The sequence below is a fragment of the Herbaspirillum lusitanum genome (assembly GCF_046025995.1).
GTDB lineage: Bacteria > Pseudomonadota > Gammaproteobacteria > Burkholderiales > Burkholderiaceae_D > Herbaspirillum > Herbaspirillum lusitanum_A.
Window position 1 is genome coordinate 102,735 of the sequence record NZ_JAQQFM010000012.1, and the last position, 26,402, is coordinate 129,136.

The 26,402-nt window shown below is 55.5% G+C and carries 19 protein-coding genes; 11 read left to right on the forward strand and 8 right to left on the reverse strand.

Annotated elements, in window-relative coordinates:
- Window positions 1-71 precede the first annotated feature (71 nt).
- The 5 genes from PQR62_RS22895 to PQR62_RS22915 form a co-directional block, all read right to left on the reverse strand.
- Window positions 72-1,283 carry an ABC transporter substrate-binding protein gene (locus PQR62_RS22895; protein WP_408160376.1) on the reverse strand — a complete coding sequence of 404 codons (1,212 nt, stop codon included), beginning with the start codon at window positions 1,281-1,283 and terminating at the stop codon, window positions 72-74.
- A 188-nt stretch (window positions 1,284-1,471) separates the two neighbouring features.
- Entirely contained in the window at window positions 1,472-2,227 is a 756-nt protein-coding gene (locus PQR62_RS22900; protein ID WP_408160377.1) for an ABC transporter ATP-binding protein, read from the reverse strand.
- On the reverse strand, window positions 2,224-2,997 hold the full coding sequence (locus tag PQR62_RS22905; protein WP_408160378.1) for an ABC transporter ATP-binding protein: 774 nt from the start codon (window positions 2,995-2,997) through the stop codon (window positions 2,224-2,226). The genes PQR62_RS22900 and PQR62_RS22905 overlap by 4 nt, the downstream gene beginning before the upstream one ends.
- Before the next feature lie 220 nt (window positions 2,998-3,217).
- Window positions 3,218-4,840 (reverse strand): GMC family oxidoreductase, encoded by a 1,623-nt coding sequence (locus PQR62_RS22910; RefSeq protein ID WP_408160379.1) that lies wholly within the window; start codon window positions 4,838-4,840, stop codon window positions 3,218-3,220.
- A gap of 145 nt (window positions 4,841-4,985) precedes the next feature.
- Window positions 4,986-6,503, reverse strand: coding sequence for a CoA-acylating methylmalonate-semialdehyde dehydrogenase (locus tag PQR62_RS22915; protein WP_408160380.1), 1,518 nt, complete (start codon window positions 6,501-6,503; stop codon window positions 4,986-4,988).
- Between the two features lie 285 nt (window positions 6,504-6,788).
- Here PQR62_RS22915 and PQR62_RS22920 point away from each other — a divergent pair, with 285 nt between their 5' ends.
- Entirely contained in the window at window positions 6,789-7,673 is an 885-nt protein-coding gene (locus tag PQR62_RS22920) for a LysR family transcriptional regulator (protein ID WP_408160381.1), read from the forward strand.
- Between the two features lie 371 nt (window positions 7,674-8,044).
- On the opposite strand, the gene PQR62_RS22925 is transcribed toward PQR62_RS22920, so the two are convergent.
- Complete coding sequence (locus PQR62_RS22925) at window positions 8,045-8,263, reverse strand: hypothetical protein (RefSeq protein WP_408160382.1); 219 nt, start codon at window positions 8,261-8,263, stop codon at window positions 8,045-8,047.
- Between PQR62_RS22925 and PQR62_RS22930 the strand changes: the two genes are divergently transcribed.
- Window positions 8,262-8,570, forward strand: coding sequence for a 2Fe-2S iron-sulfur cluster-binding protein (locus PQR62_RS22930; RefSeq protein ID WP_408160383.1), 309 nt, complete (start codon window positions 8,262-8,264; stop codon window positions 8,568-8,570). The two genes, PQR62_RS22925 and PQR62_RS22930, sit on opposite strands and share 2 nt — an antisense overlap.
- A 418-nt stretch (window positions 8,571-8,988) precedes the next feature.
- Here PQR62_RS22930 and PQR62_RS22935 read toward each other — a convergent pair whose 3' ends face one another.
- Both PQR62_RS22935 and PQR62_RS22940 read right to left on the reverse strand, forming a co-directional pair.
- Window positions 8,989-11,004 carry an AsmA family protein gene (locus tag PQR62_RS22935; protein WP_408160384.1) on the reverse strand — a complete coding sequence of 672 codons (2,016 nt, stop codon included), beginning with the start codon at window positions 11,002-11,004 and terminating at the stop codon, window positions 8,989-8,991.
- 122 nt (window positions 11,005-11,126) lie between these two features.
- Window positions 11,127-12,086: a LysR family transcriptional regulator gene (locus PQR62_RS22940; RefSeq protein WP_408160385.1), complete on the reverse strand. Its 960-nt coding sequence runs from the start codon at window positions 12,084-12,086 to the stop codon at window positions 11,127-11,129.
- Window positions 12,087-12,318: 232 nt separating this feature from the next.
- Here PQR62_RS22940 and PQR62_RS22945 point away from each other — a divergent pair, with 232 nt between their 5' ends.
- From PQR62_RS22945 to PQR62_RS22985, 9 genes are all read left to right on the forward strand, one after another.
- The gene (locus tag PQR62_RS22945) at window positions 12,319-12,555 is read left to right on the forward strand and encodes a hypothetical protein (protein WP_408160386.1); all 237 of its coding nucleotides are present in this window, start codon (window positions 12,319-12,321) and stop codon (window positions 12,553-12,555) included.
- A gap of 496 nt (window positions 12,556-13,051) precedes the next feature.
- Window positions 13,052-13,372: a hypothetical protein gene (locus PQR62_RS22950; protein ID WP_408160387.1), complete on the forward strand. Its 321-nt coding sequence runs from the start codon at window positions 13,052-13,054 to the stop codon at window positions 13,370-13,372.
- A gap of 277 nt (window positions 13,373-13,649) precedes the next feature.
- On the forward strand, window positions 13,650-14,417 hold the full coding sequence (locus PQR62_RS22955) for a class II glutamine amidotransferase (RefSeq protein WP_408160388.1): 768 nt from the start codon (window positions 13,650-13,652) through the stop codon (window positions 14,415-14,417).
- A 397-nt stretch (window positions 14,418-14,814) separates the two neighbouring features.
- The gene (gene dnaA / locus PQR62_RS22960; RefSeq protein WP_408160389.1) at window positions 14,815-16,275 is read left to right on the forward strand and encodes a chromosomal replication initiator protein DnaA; all 1,461 of its coding nucleotides are present in this window, start codon (window positions 14,815-14,817) and stop codon (window positions 16,273-16,275) included.
- Window positions 16,276-16,729: 454 nt separating this feature from the next.
- Window positions 16,730-17,836 (forward strand): DNA polymerase III subunit beta, encoded by a 1,107-nt coding sequence (gene dnaN, locus PQR62_RS22965; protein ID WP_408160390.1) that lies wholly within the window; start codon window positions 16,730-16,732, stop codon window positions 17,834-17,836.
- Window positions 17,837-17,993: 157 nt separating this feature from the next.
- Complete coding sequence (gene gyrB / locus PQR62_RS22970) at window positions 17,994-20,492, forward strand: DNA topoisomerase (ATP-hydrolyzing) subunit B (protein WP_408160391.1); 2,499 nt, start codon at window positions 17,994-17,996, stop codon at window positions 20,490-20,492.
- 713 nt (window positions 20,493-21,205) lie between these two features.
- A protein-coding gene (locus PQR62_RS22975) for an IS3 family transposase (RefSeq protein ID WP_408160392.1) occupies window positions 21,206-22,347 on the forward strand; the annotation gives its coding sequence in 2 pieces (ribosomal slippage) (window positions 21,206-21,452 and window positions 21,452-22,347; 1,143 coding nt in all).
- A gap of 235 nt (window positions 22,348-22,582) precedes the next feature.
- Entirely contained in the window at window positions 22,583-25,165 is a 2,583-nt protein-coding gene (locus PQR62_RS22980) for a type I restriction-modification system subunit M (RefSeq protein ID WP_408160393.1), read from the forward strand.
- A gap of 1 nt (window position 25,166) precedes the next feature.
- On the forward strand, window positions 25,167-26,396 hold the full coding sequence (locus tag PQR62_RS22985) for a restriction endonuclease subunit S (RefSeq protein ID WP_408160394.1): 1,230 nt from the start codon (window positions 25,167-25,169) through the stop codon (window positions 26,394-26,396).
- Window positions 26,397-26,402: the final 6 nt, after the last annotated feature.

Below are 26,402 nucleotides of genomic sequence, written 5' to 3' on the forward strand. Positions count from 1 at the left end.
GTCTGAATTCAATCCAAAGATCGCTCAGAACAACATCACGGCCGTCAGTCCATCAAACCATCAGCGCCGGCTTATTTCCAGGCTGCGCACTTGGATTCAGCCTTGGTGGTCCAGGCCTGTTCGGCCGGGATGGTTTCCACCAGCTTGTAGTAATCCCATGGGTACTTGGAATCGGCCTGCGCCTTGACCTGATACAGATACATGTCGTGCATCACGCGGCCGTCGGCACGCAGATAACCGTTCTTCTGGTACATGTCGTTGAACTTGGTCTTGCGCAGCTGCGCCATGACCTTGTCCGAGTCATCGCTACCGATGGCCTTCACCGCCATCAGATATTGCATGGCCGAGGAGTAATCGGCAGCTTGCAGGCTGGATGGCATTTTCTTGCGGATTTCGAAGAAGCGCTTGGACCACTTGCGGGTTTCTTCATTGGCGTCCCAATACCAGCTGTCGGTCAGATACAGACCTTGGGTCAGCTTCGGCGTCAGCGAGTGAATGTCGTTGATGAACACCAGCAGACCGGCCAGCTTGGCGGTCTTGGTGATGCCGAATTCATTGGCGGCCTTGACCGAGTTGATGAAGTCGCCGCCGGCATTGGCCAGACCGATGATCTGGGCCTTGGACGATTGCGCCTGCAGCAGGAAGGACGAGAAGTCGGATGCGCCCAGCGGGTGGCGCACGGCGCCCACCACGGTGCCGCCCGATGCCTTGACCACGGTGCTGGTGTCCGCTTCCAGAGAATGACCGAAGGCATAGTCGGCCGTCAGGAAGAACCAGTTCTTGCCGCCCTGCTTCACCACCGCCGAACCCGTACCCTTGGCCAGCGCCACGGTGTCGTAAGCGTAGTGCACGGTGTACGGCGAGCATTCTTCATTGGTCAGACGGGCCGAACCGGCGCCGACCTGGATGTAGACCTTTTTCTTTTCCGCAGCGATCTTGGCAGTCGCCAGCGCTGTGCCGGAATTGGTACCACCGATCAGCACATCCACGCCCTGCTGATCAAACCATTCGCGCGCCTTGCTGGCGGCGACGTCGGCCTTGTTCTGGTGATCCGCGACCAGCAGTTCGATCTTCTTGCCGTTGATGGCGCCGCCCATGTCGGCGATTGCCATCTTGATGGCTTCCGCGCCGCCCTGACCGTCGATGTCGGAGTACACGCCCGAAATGTCGGTGATGAAACCGATCTTGATCACGTCGCCGGAGATCTGTGCCGATGCCGGTGTCGCAAACGAAAATGCTGCAGCCGCGGTAGTGACGGCCAATGCCATTGTCTTAAGTTTCATGTTCATCTCCTCTGTTATGAAGCCCGCTTGAATGATTGATCTGTAGACCTGCGAGACTGCTGTGGACGCGCGCGAGGATCACTCGCTTGCATCAATTCCTGCTGCTGATTTGGATATTATTTTTTCTGGAAAAGGCCGGCGACGATGCGTGCCGGCCTGTCTGCATTCACAGCCTTCAGCCTGAAAAATCAGACGCCCAGCAATTCGTTGAGCGTCTGCATCTTGGCTTCCAGCTGCGAAGCTTCGAAGGCTTCCACGATCTGGCCATGTTCCATCACATAGAAACGATCGGCCAGCGGCGCCGCGAAACGGAAGTTCTGTTCCACCATCACGATGGTGTAACCGTTCGCCTTCAAGGCCAGAATCATGCGCGCCAGGGCTTGCACGATCACCGGCGCAAGACCTTCCGAAATCTCGTCTAGCAGCAGCAGACGGGCGCCGGTACGCAGGATGCGCGCCACTGCCAGCATCTGCTGTTCGCCGCCGGACAAACGCGTGCCCTGGCTGTTGCGGCGCTCTTTCAGATTCGGGAACATGTCGTAGATCTCGTCGATCGACATGCCCTTTTCGGTCTTCGATACGAACGGCGGCAGCATCAGATTTTCTTCCGCCGACAGCGAAGAAAAGATGCCGCGTTCTTCCGGGCAGTAGCCGACACCGTGATGCGCGATCTTGTGGGTTGGCTGACTGATGGTCTCGACGCCATTGATCTTGATCGATCCCTTGCGGGTGCCGGTCAGACCCATGATGGAACGCAGCGTGGTGGTGCGGCCGGCGCCATTGCGGCCCAGCAGCGTCACCACTTCGCCCTGATGCACGTTCAGGTTGACGTTGTGCAGAATGTGCGACTCGCCGTACCAAGCCTGCAGATCGCTGATCTGCAGCGCCAGCGGCTTGTTGCTGGTGGAAGTGATACTGACTTGCGGACGGGTAGCGGTGCTCATGCGTGCGCTCCTTCCAGTTCGCCGCTGACGGTGCCCATATAGGCTTCCATCACTTGCGGATTGCGCGAGACTTCGGCGTAGTTGCCTTCGGCCAGCACCGCGCCGCGCTGCAGCACACTGATGCGATCGCAGATGCCCGAGATCACGCTCATGTTGTGCTCCACCATCAGGATGGTGCGACCGGCCGAGACCTTCTTGATCAGCGCCGTCACCCGATCCACGTCTTCGTGGCCCATGCCCTGAGTCGGCTCATCGAGCAGCATCAGCTCAGGCTCCATCGCCAGCGTGGTGGCGATTTCCAGCGCACGCTTGCGGCCATAAGGCAGATCGACGGTGGTGGTGTGGGCAAAGCTGGTCAGATCGACTTCATCGAGCAATTCCATGGCACGGGTATCCAGCTGATGCAGGCTGTTGCCGTTCTTCCAGAAATGAAAGGACGTACCCAACTTGCGCTGCAAGCCGATGCGCACGTTTTCCAGCACGCTCATGTGCGGAAACACTGCAGAAATCTGAAAGGAACGAATGATGCCCTGGCGCGCGATCTGCGCCGGCGCCTCAGCCGTGATGTCTTTGCCGTTGAATATGATCTGCCCCGAGCTTGGCACCAGGAACTTGGTCAACAAGTTGAAGCAAGTCGTTTTGCCGGCGCCGTTAGGTCCGATCAATGCATGAATGTGACCGCGCTCTATCTTCAGATTGACCGCGCTCACTGCTGTAAAACCCTTGAATTCCTTCGTCAGGTTTTTTGTCTCCAGAATGACGTCTGTCATTGTCTCGCCTCATCTTCTCCATTAATACCACCCGCCGTTTTCCGGTCATCGTGGCAGCCTTGCAGCAATCCGCGCACATTTTTAATGTGCGCCGATCACCCTTTATATTTCGTATGGCGGTGCGATAAGCTTTTTTTATATTTGGCGCATAGTAGCCGAGTCGTACCATTACTACAATACGTATAAACACCGTATTGGTTCGACCTCGACTTTTTTCGTTTTAATGCGCGGAAAGCAGATGGGACGCGACTTTCTCGGCGATCATGACGGTCGGCGAGTTGGTATTACCGGATGTGATCGTAGGCATCACGGATGCGTCTACCACCCGCAATCCGGCGATACCGCGTACCCGGCAATGCGAGTCCACCACCGCCATCGCGTCGTCCGTGCGCCCCATGCGGCAAGTGCCCACAGGATGGAAAATGGTGGTGCCGACTTCACCGGCGGCGCGGTACAAATCTTCTTCGGTCTGATAATGCAGACCCGGTTTGAATTCCTCAGGCGAATACTTTTTCAGGGCCGGCGCTGCTGCAATGCGGCGCGTCAGTTTCAGCGAATCGGCCGCCACTTTCAGGTCCTCCGGCGTGCTCAGATAATTGGTGGTGATCTTCGGCGCCAACGCATGATCAAGCGAAGCCAGCCGTACATGGCCGCGCGATGTCGGTCGCAGATTGCAGACGCTGGCGGTGAAGGCCGGGAAGGCATGCAAGGGATCGCCGAATTTTTCCAGCGACAAAGGCTGCACGTGATATTCAAGATTGGCGCTGCTCTGCGAGGGATCGGATTTTGCGAATGCGCCCAGTTGCGAGGGCGCCATCGACATCGGTCCGCTTTGCATCAGCATGTATTCCAGACCGATCATCATCTTGCCGAACAGATTGCCGGCCATCATGTTCAACGTCTTCGCACCCTTGATCTTGAAGGCCATGCGGATCTGCAGATGATCCTGCAAATTTTCACCGACGCCCGGCAAATCTTTCACCACCGGAATCTGATGCTGCTGCAATAAACCGGCAGCGCCGACACCCGACATTTGCAAGATATGCGGTGAGCCGATGGCGCCCGCGCAGAGGATGGTTTCACGCGTCGATTCAGCGTACCACTCGCCATTGCCGCCGGTGAATTCCACGCCGCAACAGACCGGCCCGTCGGGTCCTTCCCTGAAGCGCAGCTTCTTCACGTGCGATCCGGTCATGATGTCCAGATTGCCTTTTTTCATCGCCGGTCTGAGAAAAGCCTTGGATGCATTCCAGCGTATGCCGCGTTTTTGATTGACGTCGAAATAGCCGCAACCTTCGTTGTCGCCGCGATTGAAATCATTGGTCTTGGGAATGCCGGTCTGCTCCGCCGCATCGCGGAAGGCTTCCAGAATTTCCCATTTCAGGCGCTGTTTTTCAACCCGCCATTCGCCGCCGCTGCCATGGAATTCATCGTTGCCGCCATAGTAGTCTTCGCTCTTGCGGAACAGGGGAAGCACCTGATTCCAGCGCCAGCTGTCGTCGCCGGTGAGCGCAGCCCATTCGTCGTAATCGCGCGCCTGACCGCGCATGTAAATCATGCCATTGATCGATGAACATCCGCCCAGCACCTTGCCGCGCGGATAGATCAGACTGCGACCGTTCAGGCCGGGATCGGCCTCAGTCTTGAACAGCCAGTCGGTACGCGGATTGTTGATGCAATACAGGTAACCGACCGGAATATGGATCCACAGATAATCGTCGCGGGCGCCTGCTTCCAGCAATAGCACCCGCACTCCGCGCTCCTTGCTCAGACGATTGGCCAGCACGCAACCGGCAGTGCCGCCGCCGATGATGATGTAATCGTATTGACCTGCTGATTCCATGCTGTCTCCGTTTTATTTTTGGATGTGTTCTTGTTTCTTATTTTTATCAGACCATGCGTGTGGTCCCGGCAAAAGCTCAACGCCAACGCGCCGCCGGGACCACCCATGTTCAATTCAAACGTGTTGCTTCAAGCGCGGAGCATACTCACTTCGCAACCGGCATGGTGAATTCGGCGCCCTTGCCTATCGTCGCCGACCAGCGCTGCATGATGGATTTGTAGCGGGTGTAAAAGCGTATGCCTTCTTCACCATAGGCATGCGTATCGCCGAACAGCGAACGCTTCCAGCCGCCGAAAGAATGCCAGGCCATCGGCACCGGAATCGGTACATTGATGCCGACCATGCCGACCTGAATGCGACGTGAAAACTCATGCGCAGTATTGCCGTCGGCGGTGAACAGGGACACGCCGTTGCCATATTCGTGAGCATTGATCAGCTTCACGGCGGCGGCGAAATCCGGCACCCGCACCACGCACAAGACGGGCCCGAAAATTTCTTCCTTGTAGATCTTCATCTCGGGCGTGACATCGTCGAACAAACTGCCGCCGATGAAGAATCCGTTTTCATGGCCGGGCACCTTGAGGCCGCGTCCATCCACCAGCAATTTGGCGCCGGCCTCGACGCCGCTATCGATGTAGCCTTCGACCTTGGCCTTGTGCGCAGCAGTCACCAGCGGGCCCATTTCGGCATCGTCTTCCATGCCGTTCTTGACCTTCAATGCCTTGACGCGCGGGATCAGCGCTTCCACCAGTTTATCGGCCACGCTGCCGACTGCGACCGCCACTGAAATCGCCATGCAGCGTTCACCGGCCGAGCCATACGCGGCGCCGATCAGAGCATCCACCGCCTGATCCAGATTGGCATCAGGCATCACCACCAGATGATTCTTGGCGCCGCCCAGCGCTTGTGCCCGCAACGGGAAAGTACCGGCGCGCTTTGTCGCTTCGCTGTAGATATATTCGGCAATCGGCGTCGAACCGACGAAGGAAATCGCCTGCACTTCAGGATGCTGCAGCAGCGCATCGACCGCCACCTTGTCGCCCTGCACCACGTTGAAAACGCCATCCGGCAATCCGGCTTGCCTGAACAGATCGGCCAGCATCAGCGAAGGCGAAGGGTCGCGTTCCGACGGTTTCAGAATGAAGCTGTTGCCGGTTGCAATCGCCACCGGCGCCATCCACAAGGGCACCATCACCGGGAAATTGAATGGCGTGATGCCGGCCGTGACGCCCAGCGGCTGACGCAGATTCCAGTTGTCGATGCCGCCGCCGATGTTGTCGGTAAATTGCGTCTTCAACAGTTGCGGAATGCCGCAGGCGAATTCGACGATTTCCAGACCGCGCGTGACTTCACCCTTGGCGTCGGAAAACACCTTGCCGTGTTCACGCGTGATGGCGGCCGCCAGCGCATCGTGATTCTGCTCGATCAGCTCCTTGAACTTGAACATTACCCGCGCACGTTTGAGCGGCGCCGTTTCAGCCCAGGCAGGCGCCGCTGCACTGGCCGCAGCTACCGCAGCATTCACTTCCTCCACCGAGCCCAAAGCCACCTGCCCGCTGACTTCGCCGGTGGCGGGATTGAAGACATCCTGGCGCCGTCCGCTGGCGGAAGGCGACACGCTGCCGTTGATGAAATGCTCGACCTGACTGTTAGCGCTGCTCATAAGAAATCCTTTGGTGGAAATGTAAGCTTTTGATGTAAGCCCTTGATTGAATACCGTCTCCGCATCATCAACATCCAGGTATCGCCTTCATGCTTTCAGATTTTCTGAAATCGTCTGCAGGCATGACGGCAAAGCGGCCGGCTTCATTGACTCCGAAGAATATCGCCCCTCTTGCACCGAATCCAATGAGTTATTATCAATAGCAATATAAGACAAATTAATAATTTAAAAACCTGAAAATTTTGCTGCACTTGCAGCATTTCCTGTTTTTAGGAGACGTTGTTAATGGATATCACGCAATTGCGTGCATTTATCGCTGTGGCGCGCGAAGCTAACCTTACCCGCGCCGCCGAGCAATTGCATGTGACCCAACCCGCCGTCAGCCTGCAGATCAAATCCTTGCAGGCACAGCTCAATCTGCAATTGTTCACCCGCACCGCAAGCGGCATGCGGCTGACCGAAGCCGGCGTCAAATTGCTGCCCTTGGCCGAACGCGTGATCAATGACATGCAAGACTTTCGCCGTCAGGCTGCCACCTTGACTCTCAGCAGCGGCAATCTGAGCGGTTCGCTGGCCATCGGCACTATCCTCGATCCTGAATTCACCCGGCTTGGCGCCTTTCTCAAGTTGCTGGTCGAACGCCATCCGCAACTGACCACGCAATTGCAGCATCACATTTCGGGTTCGGTATTGCAGGCGATCAAACAGGGACAGCTGGATGTCGGCTTTTTCCTCGGCGCCGCAGGCAAGGGTTTTTATTCGATCAAGCTGACTTCCTTCACTTACAACGTGATTGCGCCTGCCGGCTGGAAAAATCGCGTCAATGGCAAGGGATGGAAGGAGCTGGCACGCCTGCCCTGGATCTGGACCCCGGAAGAATCCGCACATCACCGCCTGTTATCCAAGGTTTTTGCACAGCACAAGGTGCAGCCGAATACCGTCGCGCTGGTCGATCAGGAGTCTTCCATGCTCGATCTGGTGAAATCGGGGGTCGGTCTGTCGCTGGCGCGCGAGTCGATTGCACTCGGTCAGGCACATGCGCATGGCCTGGTGATCGCTGACGCGGTCGAGCTGTCGACCGAGCTGTCCTTCATCACTCTGGAGAAACGACGCCATGAAGAGGCCATTGCAGCCGTATTCGGGCTATTGCAGACCATGTGGCAGGACTGAAAACAGCACAAACGCCTATTTTTAGCGGATGTCCGTGGTTCATTCGCTGTCTTTGCTGAACCGGTTTTTGCTTTTTATTGTTTTTCTAATATCTCTTCTGATGTTTTTTCCTCTTTTCCTCCGCATTTCTCTTTTCTGTTTTTTAAATTAAAAGTTTATATATATACATAGTAGTAATAGTTAACGTTTGCGTATTTTGTGGATAACTCGGTTTACAGCAATAAAATCAAGAACCTGCAGCATGGATAAAGTCTGTGTAAACCCTTGTATATTCAAAGAACAAAGTGTGGACAGAAAAACGGCTTGTGAAGAATTCATGAGCTATCCCCATTGAACCCAATAGATATGCAAAGACTTATCCACAGGCGATTTTAAAAAATGGCTTTTATTGCTTTTGATTCATCTGTTGTGCTCGCTTTCAGTGAAAAGCCAGAACACGGCATTGCATTCATCTGGATGATGATTTGAAGACTTGGCATTGGCGTCTTGCCATTTTTAAAACATTTCGCTGAATACGTTTTTGTGTCTTCAGGCCAAGCATGGTTGTCGGATACATCTCTTACCCTATTTCCAGCAGTCTTTTCTTCCATGAACAGCACTCCACCCCCGCTTTCGTATTCGATTCTCCTGCAACCCTCAGGGCTCTCGTTTTCAATGAATAAAAAACAGTCGATTTTGCAGGCAGCGCTGTTGAATCAGATTCGCTTACCCAGTTCCTGCCGGAATGGCACCTGCAGGACGTGCATGTGCAAGTTGGTGGGGGGGAGTGTCAGTTATCAGATTGAATGGCCTGGCGTCACCAGAGAAGAGCAGCTTGAGGGATGGATACTGCCTTGCGTTGCCGTCGCTGAATCGGATCTGGTGCTGGAAGCAGCCGATGCCGTCCATTTGAAATAGGTCTTGATGTGTTTCGGCTGGTTTCTGAAAGAACGATGTTTTTCAGGATTTCGGAGGGCAAAGAGGCATTTCGGGTTTTTATGTATTTAATTTAAATTGATATATATACATAGTAGCTAATAGTTAACGCAGGCCCTTTTCTGTGGATAACCCGGTTTACCGTAAACAAATCATCAGCTTGCGAAATGGATAAACGCTTGGCAAAGCCTGTATTAAAAAAGAACAGTAATTGGATAAAAAATGGGCGGTGAATAACCAGGCCGGTTTTCCACAATCTGCGCGCGGCTTATCCCAAGCTTTATCCACAAGCCGGCCATTGCCTGAATGCACCGGCCTGCACCAGCGTGCCTGGTAAAAAAATGGCGTTCGGTCTGCAACCGGACGCCATCACTGCCTGAGCCCTGCCGATCCGAGCGGCTTATTTGGCGCTGGTCTTGCCCGGCGCCGGCGCCACCGGTTGTTTCTTCACTTCATCCAGCAAATTGGCGCAATCAGCCTGTTGATCGCGATCGACATTGATCAGCGGCAGGATCGCCGCCACCGGCGCCATCACACCCAGAAGTACCGCGCCGCCTGCGCGCAAGGCCAGCACCGTCTTGTCCACCCCGACATCGGGATTCTTGAAGCTGCCCGAGACATACAGCGGCGAGCGCAATGAAATGATGCGCAAGCCCTTGCTCTTGGGGCGGATGGTCAGGCCCAGCTGTTCCTCCTTCATGTCGATCCGGCCTTCGACATTGATCAAGGCATCGTCGGTATCCAGAATGAAGGTGCGGATATCCATCACCCCGTTCTTGATCGGAAAGTCGCCGGCCAGGCAGTGCAGCTTCACCTGTTTGTCGCCGAACAGTTTGGAGACCACGATGTTGCCGACGTTGAGACCCATCTGTTCCAGCAGCAATTTACTGATCGCGCCCTGATTCACCAGCGTTTTCAATTCGCCGTTGGACGAACCCAGCATGGCGCCGACCGAATTGCCGGTGGCCGACAGAGCGGCATCGCCATTGATTTCACCGAAGCTGGTCTTCGAGGCGTCAAGCTCCGGATACAGCTTTTCGATCTTGATGCGGCGCGCCGACAGCTTGAGTTGCGACTTCATCGGCTTGTCGCGGCCGTCCAGCTTGATGTCCGAACGCAGATTGCCGCCCGCGATGCCGAAATTGAGCGGCGTCAGCGACAGGACGCGGTCGTCCAGTTTCAGATGGGCGTCGAGGTCGCTGATCGGCAAATCCTTTTGCTTGAGGATCTTGCGTGCCGTCAGTTTGACGTCGGCATCCAGCGCGCCCCAGCTGGTCGTGTCGAATTCCTTGACCGGCAACACCTTGTCGCTCGGCTGGCGCTCGGCGGCGCCGCGTTGTTCCTTGCTGGCGTTGGAGTCGGCTCCGATCAGCGGCGCCAGATCGTCAAAGCGCAGCAGATTCGAGACGATTTCACCACTCAGCATGGGACGCGGTTTCTTTGCCTCGTATTTGAGCGTACCGCCGACATCGCTGGCGCCGACCTTGCCGCTGAACTTTTCATAAGTCCAGGTGCTTTGGTTGGCGCCGATCTGCCCGATCAGATGACCTTCGGTCGCGAACGGCGGTGTTTCCGGCAACAAGACCCCGGTCAGGGGAAACAGATGCGCCATGCTTGCGCCCGACAAGCTGAGGCGCAGATCCACCGCCGCCAGTTCGGCCGGCTTGGTCAGCGTGCCGCGCACGCCGATCGAGGTCTTGCCCACATGCAGGTCGGCCTGCAGCGGATAAGGCTGGTTCTGATCCTGCAGACTCAGCACTCCCCCGGCCTTGCCGCCGCCGCTGACCGGCGCCTTGTTGAACGTGCCCTTCAGATTCCAGGCCAGTCCATAAACCTTTTCGCGCGCCGGATCGAGCGTGTCGATCTCAGCCTTGATATCGGCTTTCTGAATCGCATCGGTCAGCTGCAGCGTGCCCTTGCGCAGGATCAGGCGGCCCAGCTTGAGATTCCAGCTCGACGGCTGATCCGAGGATTTGAAGGTCCAGTTGTTTTGCGCATCCTTGTCGCGCAGCAGTGCAACATCGGGACTGTCGATATCCAGTGTCGGCACCGAAATATCGTGCGCCAGCAGCGGCAAGGGATTGAGCGTGAAAGTGATTTGTTTGACGCTGGCCATATTGCCGGATGGCTTGAAGGCGTCCGGATTTCCGAGCGTGATGTCTTGCGCATTGAGCCGCGGCCACGGCACCCAGCGCGACCAGCCGCTCAGCGGCGGCGTGGTTTGATCCGGTTTTTGCCAGCTCAGCGCCAGGTTGCCGTTGATCGCGAATTCGCGGCCGATGGCTTCGCTGACGCGGTGGTTGATCCACGGCCTGGCGCGATTCCAGTCGAAAGTGAGGATGAAAATGACGATGGCGGCAACGACCAGCACAAAGCCGGCCAGCACCCAGAGGATAATTTTTGGCGTACGCGACATGAATCGGTCCCGGTAAATGAATCAACGCGCGCCAGATGGTCTCGGTCTCCCCGAACGCCTCACCGCCGGGCTGGGCCGGCGGCTGTGAATACAGGCAATGAAGTCGTGGATGTTGGTCTGTTCTAGCGCTTCATGTTGATACGACCGAATTCATCGTGAGTCGTTGCACTTAAATGTGCGCGCAACCATTTATGTGCCGGATTACGCGCATCGCGCTCATGCCACAGCATGTCGACATGCTCTTCCGGCGTCTGGAACGGCAATTCTTTCACCACCAGCACCTCGGTCATCCCGGTGGCCGCCACCAGGTGGCGCGGCAAGACCGTGATCAGGTCGGAACTGGCGACAATCCGGCCTGCCGTAAAGAACTGATTCACCGTCAGCAGAATCTTGCGCTCGCGGTTCATGCCGGTCAGCACATCGTCGATCACCGCGTGCGGCTTGCCCGACAAGCTCACCAGCAAGTGGTCGGCGGCGCAATAGGTATCCAGCGTCATCGGCTGGTTCGCCAGCGGGTGATTCTTGTGCATCACGCACACATATTGTCCGGTGTACAACCTGGCGTGGCTGATCTGTGACTTGGCCATGCCCTGGCCGTCGGCCAGCTGAGCGGTGACGCCAGGGAAAAAGCCGACTGCCAGATCGATGTCGCCGCGCAGCAACATGGCGCGCGGGTCGCGTGTGGTCAGCGGCATCATGCGGATCTTGATGCGCGGGGCGTCGCGCATGATGGTGCGCACCAGCGACGGCAGCCACAACGCGGCGGTGGCATCCACCATGGCCATGCGGAAAGTGTTCTGGGCCCGTGTGATATCGAAGGTTTCCGGCGTGATGACCGCTTCCAGCTCGGACAGCGCCCGACGCACGGTCGGCCACAGCTCTTCCGCGCGCGGGGTCGGTTTGACGCCGTGCGCGGTGCGGATCACCAGTTCATCATTGAGCGTGTCGCGCAGGCGGCGCAGGGCGTTGGACACGGCCGGCTGGGTCATCGCCAGCAGGTTGGCGGCGCGGGTCAGATTCTGTTCGGTCATCACTGCGTCGAAAACACGCAACAGATTCAAATCAAGGGTCAGGAAACTCATGGTAGCGGGCCCTTACGGAACAGTGGAAGCTGAAAACGGCGGAAAGCCAGTAGAGGAAAGGGTTTCGGCGGAAAAGCCCGACCGAAAAAATCTAAGACATAACTGCGAAAAGCGACGAGAAAAACGCTATTCATGAATTATATAACTGATATCCAAAAACGAAATTGGCAAAGCAAAAGCGAGCTCACTACACTGCAATGCAACATAACACATTTCGCAAAGGGATCGAATCATGACAACCGCTACCGCACAAAGCACCACCAAGACCGCATCGACCAGCAAGTTTGCCGCCGTGATGCGCAACATCTTCATCCATTTCGTCAAGGCGCACGAGCTGCAAGCCGTGGTTCTGACCGCCTCGCAAGACAAGATCGCCGGCGCCAAGCACATGAACAAGATGGCCGACAAGTTCGAAGCGACCCAGCCTAACCTGGCTGCTGAACTGCGTTTCATCGCTTCGCGCGGCTAATTGCCTGCAACTCGGCTGCATCTCAGTGTTATTTGCAGCTGAAGCGCAATTGAACAAGTTTTAATTGCAGTGATATCGATTGCGCCGTGCGCGATTGAATTCGAACTGCAAGCATTAATGTAAAGAATTTCGGTGGTTGTGGCGCGTTTCCGCGCAAATGTTTGACGCTGATTCGATCAACGCGTCAGAGCCCCGATACCGCGTCTCCTCCTCCCTCTTTAGGAAGGATTAACCCCGCAGATCTCGGTCTGCGGGGTTTTTTTTGCCCGTCGGTTTTTGCGTTTGGCGGTCTGCTCGGGTTTTGCAGATAGCTACTCATATGGCAAAGCTGAATACCTGAGCGGTTTTATAGCCCTTAATCTGTCTCATTTTTGCTTAATTATTCAGAAAACATATATCTGATATGAGAAGTCTAAAGTGGCAATGCCGCCGCTGATTACATATACTGCATCGCAACAACAGAGAAATAGTTTGAATTATCAGGGGTAGAAATAACATGTCCATCTTAGCCATTGCCTTCCCAGCCGAAGCCGCGATTCCGCTCGCGCAATCGCTGATCGGCACCACCGCCGCCTTCGTGCGTCCGGTACTGGGCCTGGGCGCGTTGTTTACCCTGTTGATGGTGTTCAAGCCGCTGGTGATTGGTGTGCTGCGCGCGGCGCTGCTGCTGGTCAAACCACGCAAGTCTCTGGAACAGCGCATCGCGCAACACAAGTTCAGCGGCGTGATGATGCTGAACCGCATGGCCAATCAGTACAGCCATAGCCAACCGAATTTTGCAGCCGAGCTGCGCTCACTGGCGGCGCGCGACAAATAAGAACGACCGTCGCCGGCAGTGAGTTGTGAAGAATATGTAGTAGGTACCGCGTCTCCTCCTCCCTCTTTAGGAAGGATTAGCCCCATAGGTGAAAACCTGTGGGGCTTTTTTTATGTGCCGCCGGTTTCGGATTTGCCGTCTGCACGGCGGCCGGTAATCTGGACAGCTCCCGGTTCTCCCGAACTTCTATTGCCAAATACCTCATTTCCCGGCTCGGCCTGTCGGCATTCGTGATAACTTTGAACCCGTTTTTACACCACCCAGCCTCAAAGACATCATGTGCCAGCTTCTCGGGATGAATTGCAACACTCCCACCGATATCGTATTCAGCTTCACCGGTTTCGCCACGCGCGGGGGATTGACCGATCATCACAGCGACGGCTGGGGCATTGCCTTCTTCGAAGGCTCCGGCGTACGCTATTTTGTCGATCACCAGGCGGCGGTCGAATCGCCGATTGCCGAACTCATCAAGCGCTATCCGATCAAGTCGCAGCACGTCATCGCGCATATCCGCAAAGCCACTCAAGGCCGCGTGGCCTTGGCCAACTGCCATCCTTTTGTGCGCGAGCTTTGGGGGCGTTACTGGGTGTTCGCGCACAACGGCGATCTGAAGAATTTCACGCCGACGCTGGACGGCGCCTTCCGCCCGGTCGGCACCACCGACAGCGAACTGGCCTTTTGCTACATCCTGCAGGAAATGCGCAAGCGTTTCGGCGATACCCTGCCGCTGCTGGAGGATGTCAGACAGGCCCTGGCCGACATCTCCGCCTACATCGCCAGTCACGGCACCTTCAACATGCTGCTGTCGGATGGCTCGGCCTTGTACAGCCACTGTTCGACCCATCTCTATTACATCATCCGCAAACATCCGTTTGCCACCGCCAAGTTGTCGGACGATGATCTCTCGGTCGATTTTTCACAGGTCACCACGATCAACGACCGCGTCGCGGTGATCGTCACTCAGCCGCTGACCGACAACGAAACCTGGATTCAGTATCAGCCCGGTGAGCTCAAGGTCTTTGTGGATGGCGAAGTGCTGGCCTGACCACAATCAACAATCGCTCCGACCGGGCGCAGTCTGACCCGGCGCTTGTGGATAAGCTGCAATTCGTGCCCGAAATACTTCCTTCGCCACATTAACCAAAAGCAATTTCTGCGCACCCGCCGGTTTACTTTTAATGGTTACAAATTAGGCGTGCCCGGCTGCATTTCCCTGGCCTGGCTCGCACAGCCGCGCCCCGTCTGGCTTGGCTGCCAGCTAATATCCGGCTGAGTGGTTTCCCGAACCTGAATATGCGTTTTTGCTCTGGGAATTCCTGTCTCAGCCTGTGGATAACTTATCCCCAAGCAGGTAAAATAGCGCACTTTCGCGACGCCACGTCCGGGACTTCTCCCGGCTAAAGCATCAGCCCCGGCGTCCGCCCTATTCAATAAGAAGCTTCATGGAAAATTTTTGGCAGACTTGCTCGGCAAAGCTGGAGCAAGAACTGACTCCGCAACAATACAGCGCCTGGATCAAGCCGCTGGCTCCGCTCGACTACGAAGACGGCTTGCTGCGCATCGCCGCGCCCAATCGTTTCAAGCTGGACTGGGTCAAGACCCAGTTTGCCAACCGCATCACCACCCTCGCCTGCGAATACTGGGAAGCGCCGATCGAAGTGCAGTTCGTACTCGATCCGCGTGGCAACATGCCACGTCGTGCGCCGCCCGGCGCCGGCGATCCGGCCCTGGGCGGTAACGGACATCCCGGCGGCAACATGGGCGGCCCGTCCGGTTACAACGGCGGCGGCGCCAGCGGCCTCGGCCTGCCCTCGCACATGGCGGTGCAGGACTACATGCAGGCGCCCGCGCCGGCGCGCGAAACAGCGCGCCCGCGTCAGGAACTGTCACGCATCAACTCGGTATTGACCTTCGACAATCTGGTCACCGGTAAAGCCAACCAGCTGGCGCGCGCGGCGGCGACCCAGGTCGCCAATAATCCGGGCGTGTCCTACAACCCGCTGTTCCTGTACGGCGGCGTCGGCCTCGGCAAGACCCACGTGATCCATGCCATCGGCAATCAGGTGCTGATCGACAACCCCAACGCCAAGATCCGCTACATCCACGCCGAGCAATACGTGCGCGACGTGGTGACCGCCTATCAGCGCAAGGGCTTCGACGACTTCAAGCGCTATTACCACTCGCTCGACCTGCTGCTGATCGACGATATTCAATTCTTCGGCGGCAAGAGCCGCACCCAGGAAGAGTTCTTCTACGCCTTCGAAGCACTGATTGCGGCGAAAAAGCAGATCATCATCACCAGCGATACCTATCCCAAGGAAATCAGCGGCATGGATGACCGCCTGATTTCGCGCTTTGATTCCGGCCTGACGGTCGCCATCGAACCGCCCGAGCTGGAAATGCGGGTCGCGATCCTGATGAAGAAAGCGGCACTGGAAGACGTCGTGCTGTCCGACGACGTCGCCTTTTTCGTCGCCAAGCACCTGCGCTCCAACGTGCGCGAGCTGGAAGGCGCGCTGCGCAAGATCCTGGCCTATTCGCGCTTCCACGGCAAAGACATCACCATCGACGTCGTCAAGGACGCGCTGAAAGACCTGTTATCGGTGCAGAACCGCCAGATCTCGGTGGAAAACATCCAGAAGACCGTCGCCGATTTCTTCAACATCAAGATCGCCGACATGTATTCCAAGAAACGGCCCGCCAATATCGCCCGTCCGCGCCAGATCGCCATGTATCTGGCCAAGGAACTGACGCAGAAGAGTCTGCCGGAAATCGGCGATCTGTTCGGCGGCCGCGACCACACCACCGTGTTGCATGCAGTGCGCAAGATCGCCGCCGACCGCGCCAAGAGCCCGGAATGCAATCACGAACTGCACGTGCTGGAACAGACGCTCAAGGGTTGATGCCGTCGCGGGACGCCGGTCAAAAAATCTCCATGAAAAGCGCCTTCAGCTGAGCAAGAAATTACGCTTTAGCGGCGATGATTGATACAATGGAAGGCGGAGTTTTGCCGGCGGCTGCCCGAGCCGCCCGAATAGTGGAAAATTCGCGAAACTCCGTTGAAACACCAAGTAAAACTCATTAAAAGTTTTCAAATGTTTCTAAGTGCGTTCAGGTAATGTCAATCAGTCAAGAACACGCCAGACCATGTAGCAGGCAGGAACATTGCGGGAAGGAATCCGCGACCGGCAATTGCAAACAAACCGGGCTGTTTTCACATTGGAGGAACCGGCGCACGAATGGGAAAATTTTGAGCATCTGAGGGCGGGTCCGTACCGCAGGCAGATGCTGAAAGCAGCTTCGGCATCCAGACATCCCAGACATCCTTTAACCACTATTACCGAGGATAAACAGACTATGCAATTGGTCAAAACCCAACGAGACACGCTTTTGCGTCCTCTGCAAATCGTGAGCGGTATTGTCGAGCGTCGGCACACATTGCCGATTCTGGCCAATATCCTCATTCGCAAGGATGGCGAAAAGGTGTCTTTCCTGTCGACCGACATCGAGGTGCAGATCACCACGAACGCGGCCGTCGGCTCGGGCAGCGAAGTCATGGCGACCACCGTCGCCGCGCGCAAGCTGCTGGACATTCTGCGCGCCCTGCCGGATTCGGGCGAAGTCTCGATCTCGCTGTCGAACAAGCGTCTGACCGTGCAATCGGGCAAGTCGCGTTTCGCGCTGCAGACCCTGGCCGCTGAAGAATTCCCTACCGTGGCCCAGGCCGAGCACTACAACGCTCAGGTCAACCTGCCGCAAAAGACCCTCAAGCACCTGTTCAACATGGTCCACTTCGCCATGGCCCAGCAAGACATCCGTTACTACCTGAACGGCCTGCTGCTGGTGGTCGAGGGCAAGAACGTGATCGCCGTGGCGACCGATGGCCACCGTCTGGCCTTCTGCCAGGTCGCGACCGAACAGGAATTCCCGCGTCAGGAAGTCATCATCCCGCGCAAGACCATCATCGAACTGCAACGTCTGCTCGATGAAAGCGACGACGAAGTCAAACTCGAAATCGCCAACAACCAGGTTAAGCTGACTTTTGCCGACATCGAGCTCATTTCCAAGCTGGTCGAAGGCAAGTTCCCCGACTACACCCGCGTGGTGCCCAAGGGCTACAAGAACAACTTCACCATCGGCCGCGAACAGCTGCTGCGCTCGCTGCAACGCGCCGCGATCATGACCAGCGACAAGTTCAAGGGCGTGCGCTGGGTGGTTGCTCCCGGCAGCCTGAAGATCAGCTCCACCAATGCCGACCAGGAAGAAGCGGTCGAAGAACTCGAAATCGACTACGGCGGCGACAGCGTCGACATCGGTTTCAACGTCAGCTACCTGCTCGACGTGCTCAACAACCTGAAGAACGACTACGTCAACATCGCCCTCGGCGATGCCAATTCGTCAGCGCTCATCACCATCCCCGACAACGCCGATTTCAAATACGTTGTCATGCCGATGCGCATTTGATTTTCAAAGTTGGTAAGTAGACGAGGGGCCGTGTGAAACGGCCCTTCGCTACTTTTAAGAATTCCATTTTTGCCTGCGTTTGTTCGTCCTTATCCGGAATTCGGCAGTTTCTCAGCAGTCAGTCAGGCAGTTTCGTCAGTTTTTTCAGAAGGTAGCCATGTCCCAAGTTCCAGCAGACAACACCAATCCACCGCAACAAAGTCAATATGGAGCCTCCTCCATCCAGATTCTGGAAGGTTTGGAAGCGGTCCGCAAACGGCCGGGCATGTACATCGGCGACACCTCCGACGGCACCGGCCTGCACCACCTCGTATTCGAAGTGCTGGATAACTCCATCGACGAAGCGCTGGCCGGGCACTGCACCGAAATCCACGTCACCATCCACTCCGACAACTCGATTTCCGTCACCGACAACGGTCGCGGCATTCCGACCGGTCTCAAGATGGACGACAAGCACGAACCGAAACGCAGCGCGGCCGAAATCGTCATGACCGAACTGCACGCCGGCGGCAAGTTCGATCAGAACTCGTACAAGGTCTCAGGCGGTCTGCACGGCGTCGGCGTGTCCTGCGTCAACGGCCTGTCCAAACTGCTGCGCCTGACCGTGCGCCGCGACGGCAAAGTGCACGCCATGGAATTCGTGCGCGGCATTCCGCAAGACCGCCAGATCGAAGTCATCGACGGCGTCCAGGTCTCCCCGATCAAGGTCATCGGCGACACTGACAAGCGCGGCACCGAAGTGCATTTCTGGGCTGACGAAGAAATCTTCACCCACATCGAATTCCACTACGAAATTCTGGCCAAGCGCATCCGCGAACTGTCCTTCCTCAACAACGGCGTGCACATCAAGCTGACCGATCAGCGCACCGGCAAGGAAGAAGACTTCGCCTTCGAAGGCGGCACCCGCGGCTTCGTCGAATACATCAACAAGAACAAGAGCATCCTCAACCCGACCATCTTCCAGGCCACCGGCGAAAAGATGTCGGACCAGAACACCAACATCAGCGTCGACGTCTCCATGCAATGGAACGACGCCTACAACGAACAGGTGCTCTGCTTCACCAACAACATCCCGCAACGCGACGGCGGCACCCACCTGACCGGCCTGCGCGCCGCCATGACCCGCGTCATCAACAAGTACATCGAAGAAAACGATTTCGCCAAGAAGGCCAAGGTCGAAGTCTCCGGCGACGACATGCGCGAAGGCCTGACCTGCGTGCTGTCGGTCAAGGTGCCTGAACCCAAGTTCAGCTCGCAGACCAAGGACAAGCTGGTATCGAGCGAAGTGCGCGGCCCGGTGGAAGAAATCGTCGCCAAGACCCTGACCGACTTCTTGCAGGAAAAACCGAACGACGCCAAGATCATCTGCGGCAAGATCGTCGAAGCCGCGCGCGCGCGCGAAGCAGCCCGCAAGGCACGCGAACTGACGCGCCGCAAAGGCGTCATGGACGGCCTCGGCCTCTCCGCCAAACTGGCCGACTGCCAGGAAAAGGATCCGGCGCTGTGCGAACTCTACATCGTCGAGGGTGACTCCGCGGGCGGCTCGGCCAAGCAAGGCCGCGACCGTAAATTCCAGGCCATCCTGCCGCTGCGCGGCAAGGTCCTCAACGTCGAAAAAGCACGCTTCGAAAAGATGCTCTCCTCCGAGCAGATCACCACCCTGATCGCCACCCTCGGCACCAGCATCGGCCCGGACGAATTCAACGCCGACAAACTGCGCTACCACCGCATCATCATCATGACCGATGCGGACGTCGACGGCGCCCACATCCGCACCCTGCTGCTGACCCTGTTCTATCGCCAGATGCCGCAACTGGTCGAGCGCGGCCACATCTATATCGCCCAGCCGCCGCTGTACAAGGTCAAGGCCGGCAAGGACGAGCGCTATCTGAAAGACGATGTCGAAGAAGCGCAATACATGATGCAGATCGCCCTCAACGACGCCGAGCTGGTGCCGGCCGAAGGCGCAGACCCGATCAGCGGCGCACCGCTGACCGAACTGGTGCGTCAGTACAATACTGCCAACGCCATCATCACGCGCCTCACGCGCCTGATCGATCACGCCGCGCTGTCCGCCATCATGACCGGCGTCACGCTGGAACTGGGCGACGAGCAACAAGCCATCGCCTCGGCCGCAACGCTGACCAAAGCCATCAACGACCTCAGCATCACCGTGGTCGCCAAGCTGGACGAGCAGACCGAAAAATATCGCCTGCACATCAACCGTCTCTACCACGGCAACGTCAAGGTCACCGCGATCGATGCCGACTTCGTCACCGGCCCCGACTACCAGGTCCTGACCAACGCCGCCGCCACCTTCAGGGGCCTGATCCGCAAGGGCGCACTGATCCGTCGCGGCCAGGGCGAAAAGCAGAAGGAATCAGCCGTCACTGATTTCCACCAGGCCATGGCCTGGCTGCGCGACGAAGCCGAACGCGGCGTCAGCAAGCAGCGCTACAAAGGACTGGGCGAAATGAACCCGGAACAACTGTGGGAAACCACCATGGATCCGACCGTGCGCCGCCTCCTGAAAGTCCAGATCGAAGACGCCATCGCGGCGGACCAGATCTTCATGACACTGATGGGCGACGACGTCGAACCACGCCGCGCGTTCATTGAAAGTAATGCGCTGCAGGCTGGGAATATTGATGTTTGATTTTGTTGTGTAGCAGGAACCATAACTTGAGATTTTGGGAGGCATCCATTGAGACTATTATTGAAAGATGCGCGTCGATAGCTGTAGGTTTCTATATAGAAGGTGAGATTGTCCCCACAAATATGAGAACAAATTACCGGACTTAGTGGGAATATCCTATCTTCTAGTAAGCAAAGGCCAGCTCAGTTGAGCTGGCTTTTGCTTTTTGCTTACATGTAAAAGGGACTTGGCGGATTGATATCTCTGTGTCGTTACCATACTAATTGCGAAGAATTCTCAACATGCGTTAGTCCTTATTGTGTCGTTCTTTAAGATCAGAGCATGCCGTCCACTAAGCAGCATCTGCCAGTGCCATCCCTGGCTGTAAAACAACGGAATTATTTGAGAACAATTTTGTTCTTTCGCGTCGCCACGATCAGCTGAATTGTCAGGCACGAAAATGTCACACTATCTGGCGAAAAAGTACCTATGTAAATCAGGTCGTTAAATCAACGTGATAGCGTAACCTAACTCCTGGCCTCATTCTGGCGGTTGCGTCATTGGGTTTGGACCTTATCATTAATGGATCTATTTGGCCGTTTTGTCGTAGATAGGAAAGCTATGGCACTTCATGTTCATGACGACACATTTGACCCAACAATCCGTCCGGCTGGACCGGCCAGCTCCTAATAGACATCTTCGAGTCATAATTTATGGCAACCGAGGAGATGAAGATGAGCGGCAAGAGGTATACGGATGAATTCAAGATTGAGGCAGTTAAGCAAGTCACCGAGCGTGGCTATTCAGTTGCAGATGTGGCTCAGCGATTGGGCATCACGACCCATAGCCTGTACGCCTGGAAGATAAAGTTCGATAGACCTGAAGTTGTACAGCAGGCTGAACTGAATCAAAACGCAGAGATTCGGCGCCTCAAGGCGGAACTCAAGCGCATGACCGAGGAGCGCGATATCTTAAAAAAGGCCGCCGCGTACTTTGCCAAGGGATAGCGGCAAGGTACGCATTCATGCGCTCCCATCTCAACGAATTTGGATTGAGCACGATGTGCCGAGTACTCGGCGTTCATCGCAGTGGCTACTACGCCTGGCAGGGCCGTACACCTAGCAAACGCACACGCGAGAACGAACGGCTTTTGGGCCTGATCAAGCATCATTGGTTGGCCAGCGGCGGTGTGTATGGGTATCGTAAGATCACGGTAGATTTGCGCGAGTCGGGCGAAACCTGCAGCCGTCACCGCGTGCATCGACTAATGAGAGGAGACGGCCTGCGTGCAGAGGTCGGGTACGGAAGCAGGCCTCGCTATCGCGGCGGACCTGTCGGCGTGGTGGCCAACGTCCTGAATCGCGAGTTTTCCCCTGATGCGCCCAACAAGGTCTGGGTTACCGACATCACCTATATTCGAACCTATGAAGGATGGTTGTATTTGGCGGCGGTGATGGATCTTTATTCGCGTCAAATCGTCGGCTGGGCAACGCGTTCTACGATGACCAGCGATCTGGTGTTGCAAGCATTGTTAGCGGCAGTCTGGAAACGTAAACCAGGGCCCGGCGTAATGGTACATTCCGATCAGGGAAGCCAGTTCACCAGTGATGACTGGCAGTCCTTCCTGAAGGCCCACCATATGGTGCCGAGTATGAGCCGTCGCGGTAACTGCCACGATAACGCCGTTGCAGAAAGCTTCTTTAGCGCCTTGAAGAAGGAGCGAATCAAGCGGCGTATTTACCCGAACAGGGCTACCGCGACAACAGACGTATTCGATTACATTGAAATGTTCTACAACCCAATTCGCCGGCATGGTTCCGCTGGCGACTTGTCACCTGTAGAGTTCGAAAAGCGCTACGCGCTAGATGACTTGTGAGTGTCTACTGAAGGCTGGTCGGTCCAGGCCGAGAAGATTCGCCCCGGTTTGTACCGCGTTGAAATAACAATTGGCTATCTCGGCGGTACGGACTAATTCCGGGTTCATCGTTTCAGAATGCGACACGCCCGTGCACCTTACTCATCCGCTATGAAGCCATCATAGGTACACCGCTAGCAAACATAGCTCGTCCCACATACAATCTCATACCAAAATACCGCTAATAGGAAGTATCTTGAACAAACAACAGCTCGCCGCAAAGATTTGGGAATCGGCCAACCAGATGCGGTCGAAAATCGAGGCTAATGAATACAAAGATTACATCCTCGGTTTCATCTTTTATAAATATCTCTCGGACAAGCTTGAGCAATTCGCAAAAACTCAGGACTTCAGCAAAGAGGATATTCGTGCTCTTTCAGAAAACGATGCGGAGACTGTCGACTTTATTAAACGCAACCTTGGTTATTTCATCGCTCACGAGCATTTGTTTTCGACTTGGATCGACCAAGGTAGCGACTTCGAGGTCTCTCAAGTACGAGATGCTTTGTCCGCCTTCAGTCGCCTTATCCACCCCGATCATAAGCGCCTCTTTGAAGGGATATTCAAAACTCTGGAAACCGGGTTAAGTAAGCTTGGCGACACGGCGGCTAAGCAGACCAAGGCTATTAGTGAGCTCGTCCAGCTGATTAAAGTAATCCCCATGGATGGTCGCCAAGGATACGATGTTCTCGGTTTCATTTATGAGTATCTCATCAGCATGTTCGCCGCCAACGCTGGCAAAAAGGCGGGGGAGTTTTACACCCCGCACGAGGTCTCCGTTCTCATTTCTGAGATCATCGCGGACCACGTAAAGGGTAAGAAAAAAATTGATATTTATGACTCAACCAGCGGCTCTGGTTCGCTTTTGCTCAATATTGGCCATGCCATCGCCAAGCACATGGGTAATCGAGGAAATATCAAATATTTTGCTCAGGAGTTGAAAGAAAATACCTACAATCTTACGCGCATGAATCTCGTGATGCGCGGTATTCTTCCCGATAATATCGTCACGCGCAACGGCGACACGCTTGAAGACGACTGGCCGTTTTTTGACGACAAAGACCCCATCAATTCGTACAATCCGCTGTACCTCGACGCCGTTGTCTCGAATCCGCCCTACTCACAAAAGTGGGACCCGCAGCACAAAGATAGTGACCCCCGCTACGCCCGCTTCGGCCTCGCGCCCAAGTCCAAAGCCGATTACGCTTTTCTCCTACACGACCTGTACCACCTTAAGCCGGGCGGCATCATGGCCATCATTTTGCCCCACGGCGTCCTGTTTCGAGGTGGTGAAGAAGGGGCAATCCGCAAAAACCTCATCGAAAACGATCACCTCGAAACCATCATCGGCCTGCCGCCCAACATCTTTTTCGGTACCGGCATCGCCACCATCATTCTCGTGCTCCGGCAAAAGCGTAAGAGCAGCGATGTGCTTATCGTGGATGCCTCCAAGGGCTTTGCCAAGGAGGGAAAAAGCAACAAGCTTCGCGCTTCTGACATCAAGAAAATCGCTGACACTGTGATCGGCCGTGTCACCGTGCCGCGCTACAGCCGCCTCGTCCCCAAGACCGAGCTGCAGGCCAATGACTACAACCTCAACATCCCGCGCTATGTGGATTCCTCCGAGCCTGCGGAGAGTTGGGATCTCTACGCCTCCATGTTTGGCGGTATTCCCCTGAGCGAGCTGAATGCCCTGGCGGATTTCTGGAAAGCTTTTCCCAGCCTGCGCGCAACCCTCTTTACCGACAACGGCAAGCCCTACGTCGCGCCACTAGTGGAAGACCTCGCGCAGGCCACCCGCGAACATCGCGAGGTGAAGAAATACAGCACAGCATTTACCGCCGCCTTTGCCGATTTCACCCCTTGGCTGCGCGGCGCGCTGCTTGAAGAAATGCTCACCCTTCAGATTCCTCAGCAGGAGGCACTCATTAGCGAGGCCATATTTACCCGCCTCGCTCCGCTGTCGCTCATCGACAAATACCACGCCTACCAAATCCTCGACGATCACTGGCAACCCATCGCCGTCGATCTGGAAATTCTCCAGACTGAGGGCTTCGATGCAGCCCGCGTCGTGGATCCCAATATAGTCACCAAAAAGAAGGATGGCAAAGAAATTGAGGTGCAAGAAGGCTGGAAAGGCCGCATCTTGCATTTTGAGCTAGTACAGATAACGCATCACAAGAAGGAGCTGGCCGCGCTTCGCAAAAAGGAAACCCGCCTCAGCGAAATCACGGCCTCCCTTGAGGAAATCTTGGAGGGCCTCAGCGAAGAAGACAAGGCCAACGACACCGTCAACGACGCAGGCGACAAGTTTGTGAGTGCTGCCGTCGCCAAGGAGGCTAAGCTCTTGCTCGCCGAGGCAAAGAAATCAGGTACATTCGATCCCGAATCCTATGAGGCCAAGATCATCCAGGCCGCCGACTGGCTTGCCGAGGAAAAAATCCTGAAGGCGGCAATCAAACAAGAAGCTGCCACCCTCCACCTCAAGACTAAGAAAACGATTGAGGGCTTGAGTGGGGCGCAGGTACACGAGCTCCTCGAACGCAAATGGATCACCCCTTTGCACGACGAGCTGCGCTGCCTGCCCGATCAGCAGATTGATAGCTTGACCCGCAAGCTCGAAGCCCTCGTGCAAAAATACCAAATCACCTACGCTGACAACGCCCGCGATATTCAGCAAACTGAGAGCGATCTGGTGGGCATGATTGAGGAACTGGACGCAAATGAGTTCGACTTAACAGGTCTCACTGAGCTAAAAACCTTACTTGCCAGGAACTGAGATGGTGAAGCAAATAGACCGCAATCTTCCAAAGATTCGCTTCAAAGGATTTAAAGGCAAATGGGTAGAAGACCAATTAGGGAAACGAGTCGAATTCTTTAGCGGGCTTACATATTCGCCACGCAACGTTCAGAAAGGAGTTGGAACTCTTGTATTGCGTTCATCTAACATCAAGAAAGGTGAGATTGTTAATGCAGACAACGTCTATGTTGACCCTAAAATTGTTAATTCAAAAAATGTCGAAGTAGGTGACATTGCCGTTGTAGTCCGAAACGGATCACGCTCGCTTATTGGTAAACACGCGCAGATAAAGAGCCGAATGGATAACACAGTCATCGGCGCGTTTATGACTGGAATCCACTCAGAAAACCCTGCGTTTACCAACGCATTACTTGATACATCACAGTTCGATAAAGAGATAGAAAAAAACTTAGGGGCGACAATTAACCAAATCACAACCGGCGCATTTAGACAAATGATGTTCCGGTTTCCAAGTGACACAGAACAAACCAAAATTGGCGAATATTTTCAAGAGCTGGATCGGCTAATTGGGCTGCATCAGCATAAGCATGACAAGCTGGTGACGCTAAAAAAAGCGATGCTCCAAAAGATGCTCCCTCAACCTGGCGCCACCACCCCTGAAATCCGTTTCAAAGGCTTCTCAGGGGAATGGGTTGAGAAAAAGCTGGGCGAACTTTGTGAAATTGTCGGAGGCGGCACACCAAGCACTGCCATTCAAGAATATTGGGGCGGTGATATCGACTGGTATTCTCCGACGGAAATTGGTGACGACGTTTACGCTAGTGGGAGTGTAAAGACAATCACGCCGCTGGGTCTGACGAAGTGCTCCGCGAAAATGTTACCGCGGGACAGAACCATTTTGTTCACAAGCCGTGCAGGTATAGGAGACATGGCAATTCTCACAAAAGAAGGATGCACGAACCAAGGGTTCCAGTCTTTGGTTCTGCATGATGACATAGACCCCTATTTCATCTTTTCGATGCGTCATTTGATAAAGGTTCACGCGCTGAAATACGCATCGGGATCAACTTTTTTAGAGGTTTCAAGTAAGCAGCTTGAAAAGATGAAAATTCTTCTGCCCAAGGACAAAGAACAAAAAAAAATCGGCACCTACTTCCGCACATTGGACGAGCTGATTTCCAAACACGCCATCCAACTCCAAAAACTCAAGCAGATCAAATCCGCCTGCTTGGAAAAGATGTTTGTCTAAGCTTTT

Coding starts and splice junctions, on each gene's coding strand:
- PQR62_RS22895 (WP_408160376.1), bottom strand. CDS start 1,283: ATGAAACTTAAGACAATGGCATTGGCCGTCACTACCGCGGCTGCAGCA.
- PQR62_RS22900 (WP_408160377.1), bottom strand. CDS start 2,227: ATGAGCACCGCTACCCGTCCGCAAGTCAGTATCACTTCCACCAGCAAC.
- PQR62_RS22905 (WP_408160378.1), bottom strand. CDS start 2,997: ATGACAGACGTCATTCTGGAGACAAAAAACCTGACGAAGGAATTCAAG.
- PQR62_RS22910 (WP_408160379.1), bottom strand. CDS start 4,840: ATGGAATCAGCAGGTCAATACGATTACATCATCATCGGCGGCGGCACT.
- PQR62_RS22915 (WP_408160380.1), bottom strand. CDS start 6,503: ATGAGCAGCGCTAACAGTCAGGTCGAGCATTTCATCAACGGCAGCGTG.
- PQR62_RS22920 (WP_408160381.1), top strand. CDS start 6,789: ATGGATATCACGCAATTGCGTGCATTTATCGCTGTGGCGCGCGAAGCT.
- PQR62_RS22930 (WP_408160383.1), top strand. CDS start 8,262: ATGAACAGCACTCCACCCCCGCTTTCGTATTCGATTCTCCTGCAACCC.
- PQR62_RS22925 (WP_408160382.1), bottom strand. CDS start 8,263: ATGGAAGAAAAGACTGCTGGAAATAGGGTAAGAGATGTATCCGACAAC.
- PQR62_RS22935 (WP_408160384.1), bottom strand. CDS start 11,004: ATGTCGCGTACGCCAAAAATTATCCTCTGGGTGCTGGCCGGCTTTGTG.
- PQR62_RS22940 (WP_408160385.1), bottom strand. CDS start 12,086: ATGAGTTTCCTGACCCTTGATTTGAATCTGTTGCGTGTTTTCGACGCA.
- PQR62_RS22945 (WP_408160386.1), top strand. CDS start 12,319: ATGACAACCGCTACCGCACAAAGCACCACCAAGACCGCATCGACCAGC.
- PQR62_RS22950 (WP_408160387.1), top strand. CDS start 13,052: ATGTCCATCTTAGCCATTGCCTTCCCAGCCGAAGCCGCGATTCCGCTC.
- PQR62_RS22955 (WP_408160388.1), top strand. CDS start 13,650: ATGTGCCAGCTTCTCGGGATGAATTGCAACACTCCCACCGATATCGTA.
- dnaA (WP_408160389.1), top strand. CDS start 14,815: ATGGAAAATTTTTGGCAGACTTGCTCGGCAAAGCTGGAGCAAGAACTG.
- dnaN (WP_408160390.1), top strand. CDS start 16,730: ATGCAATTGGTCAAAACCCAACGAGACACGCTTTTGCGTCCTCTGCAA.
- gyrB (WP_408160391.1), top strand. CDS start 17,994: ATGTCCCAAGTTCCAGCAGACAACACCAATCCACCGCAACAAAGTCAA.
- PQR62_RS22985 (WP_408160394.1), top strand. CDS start 25,167: ATGGTGAAGCAAATAGACCGCAATCTTCCAAAGATTCGCTTCAAAGGA.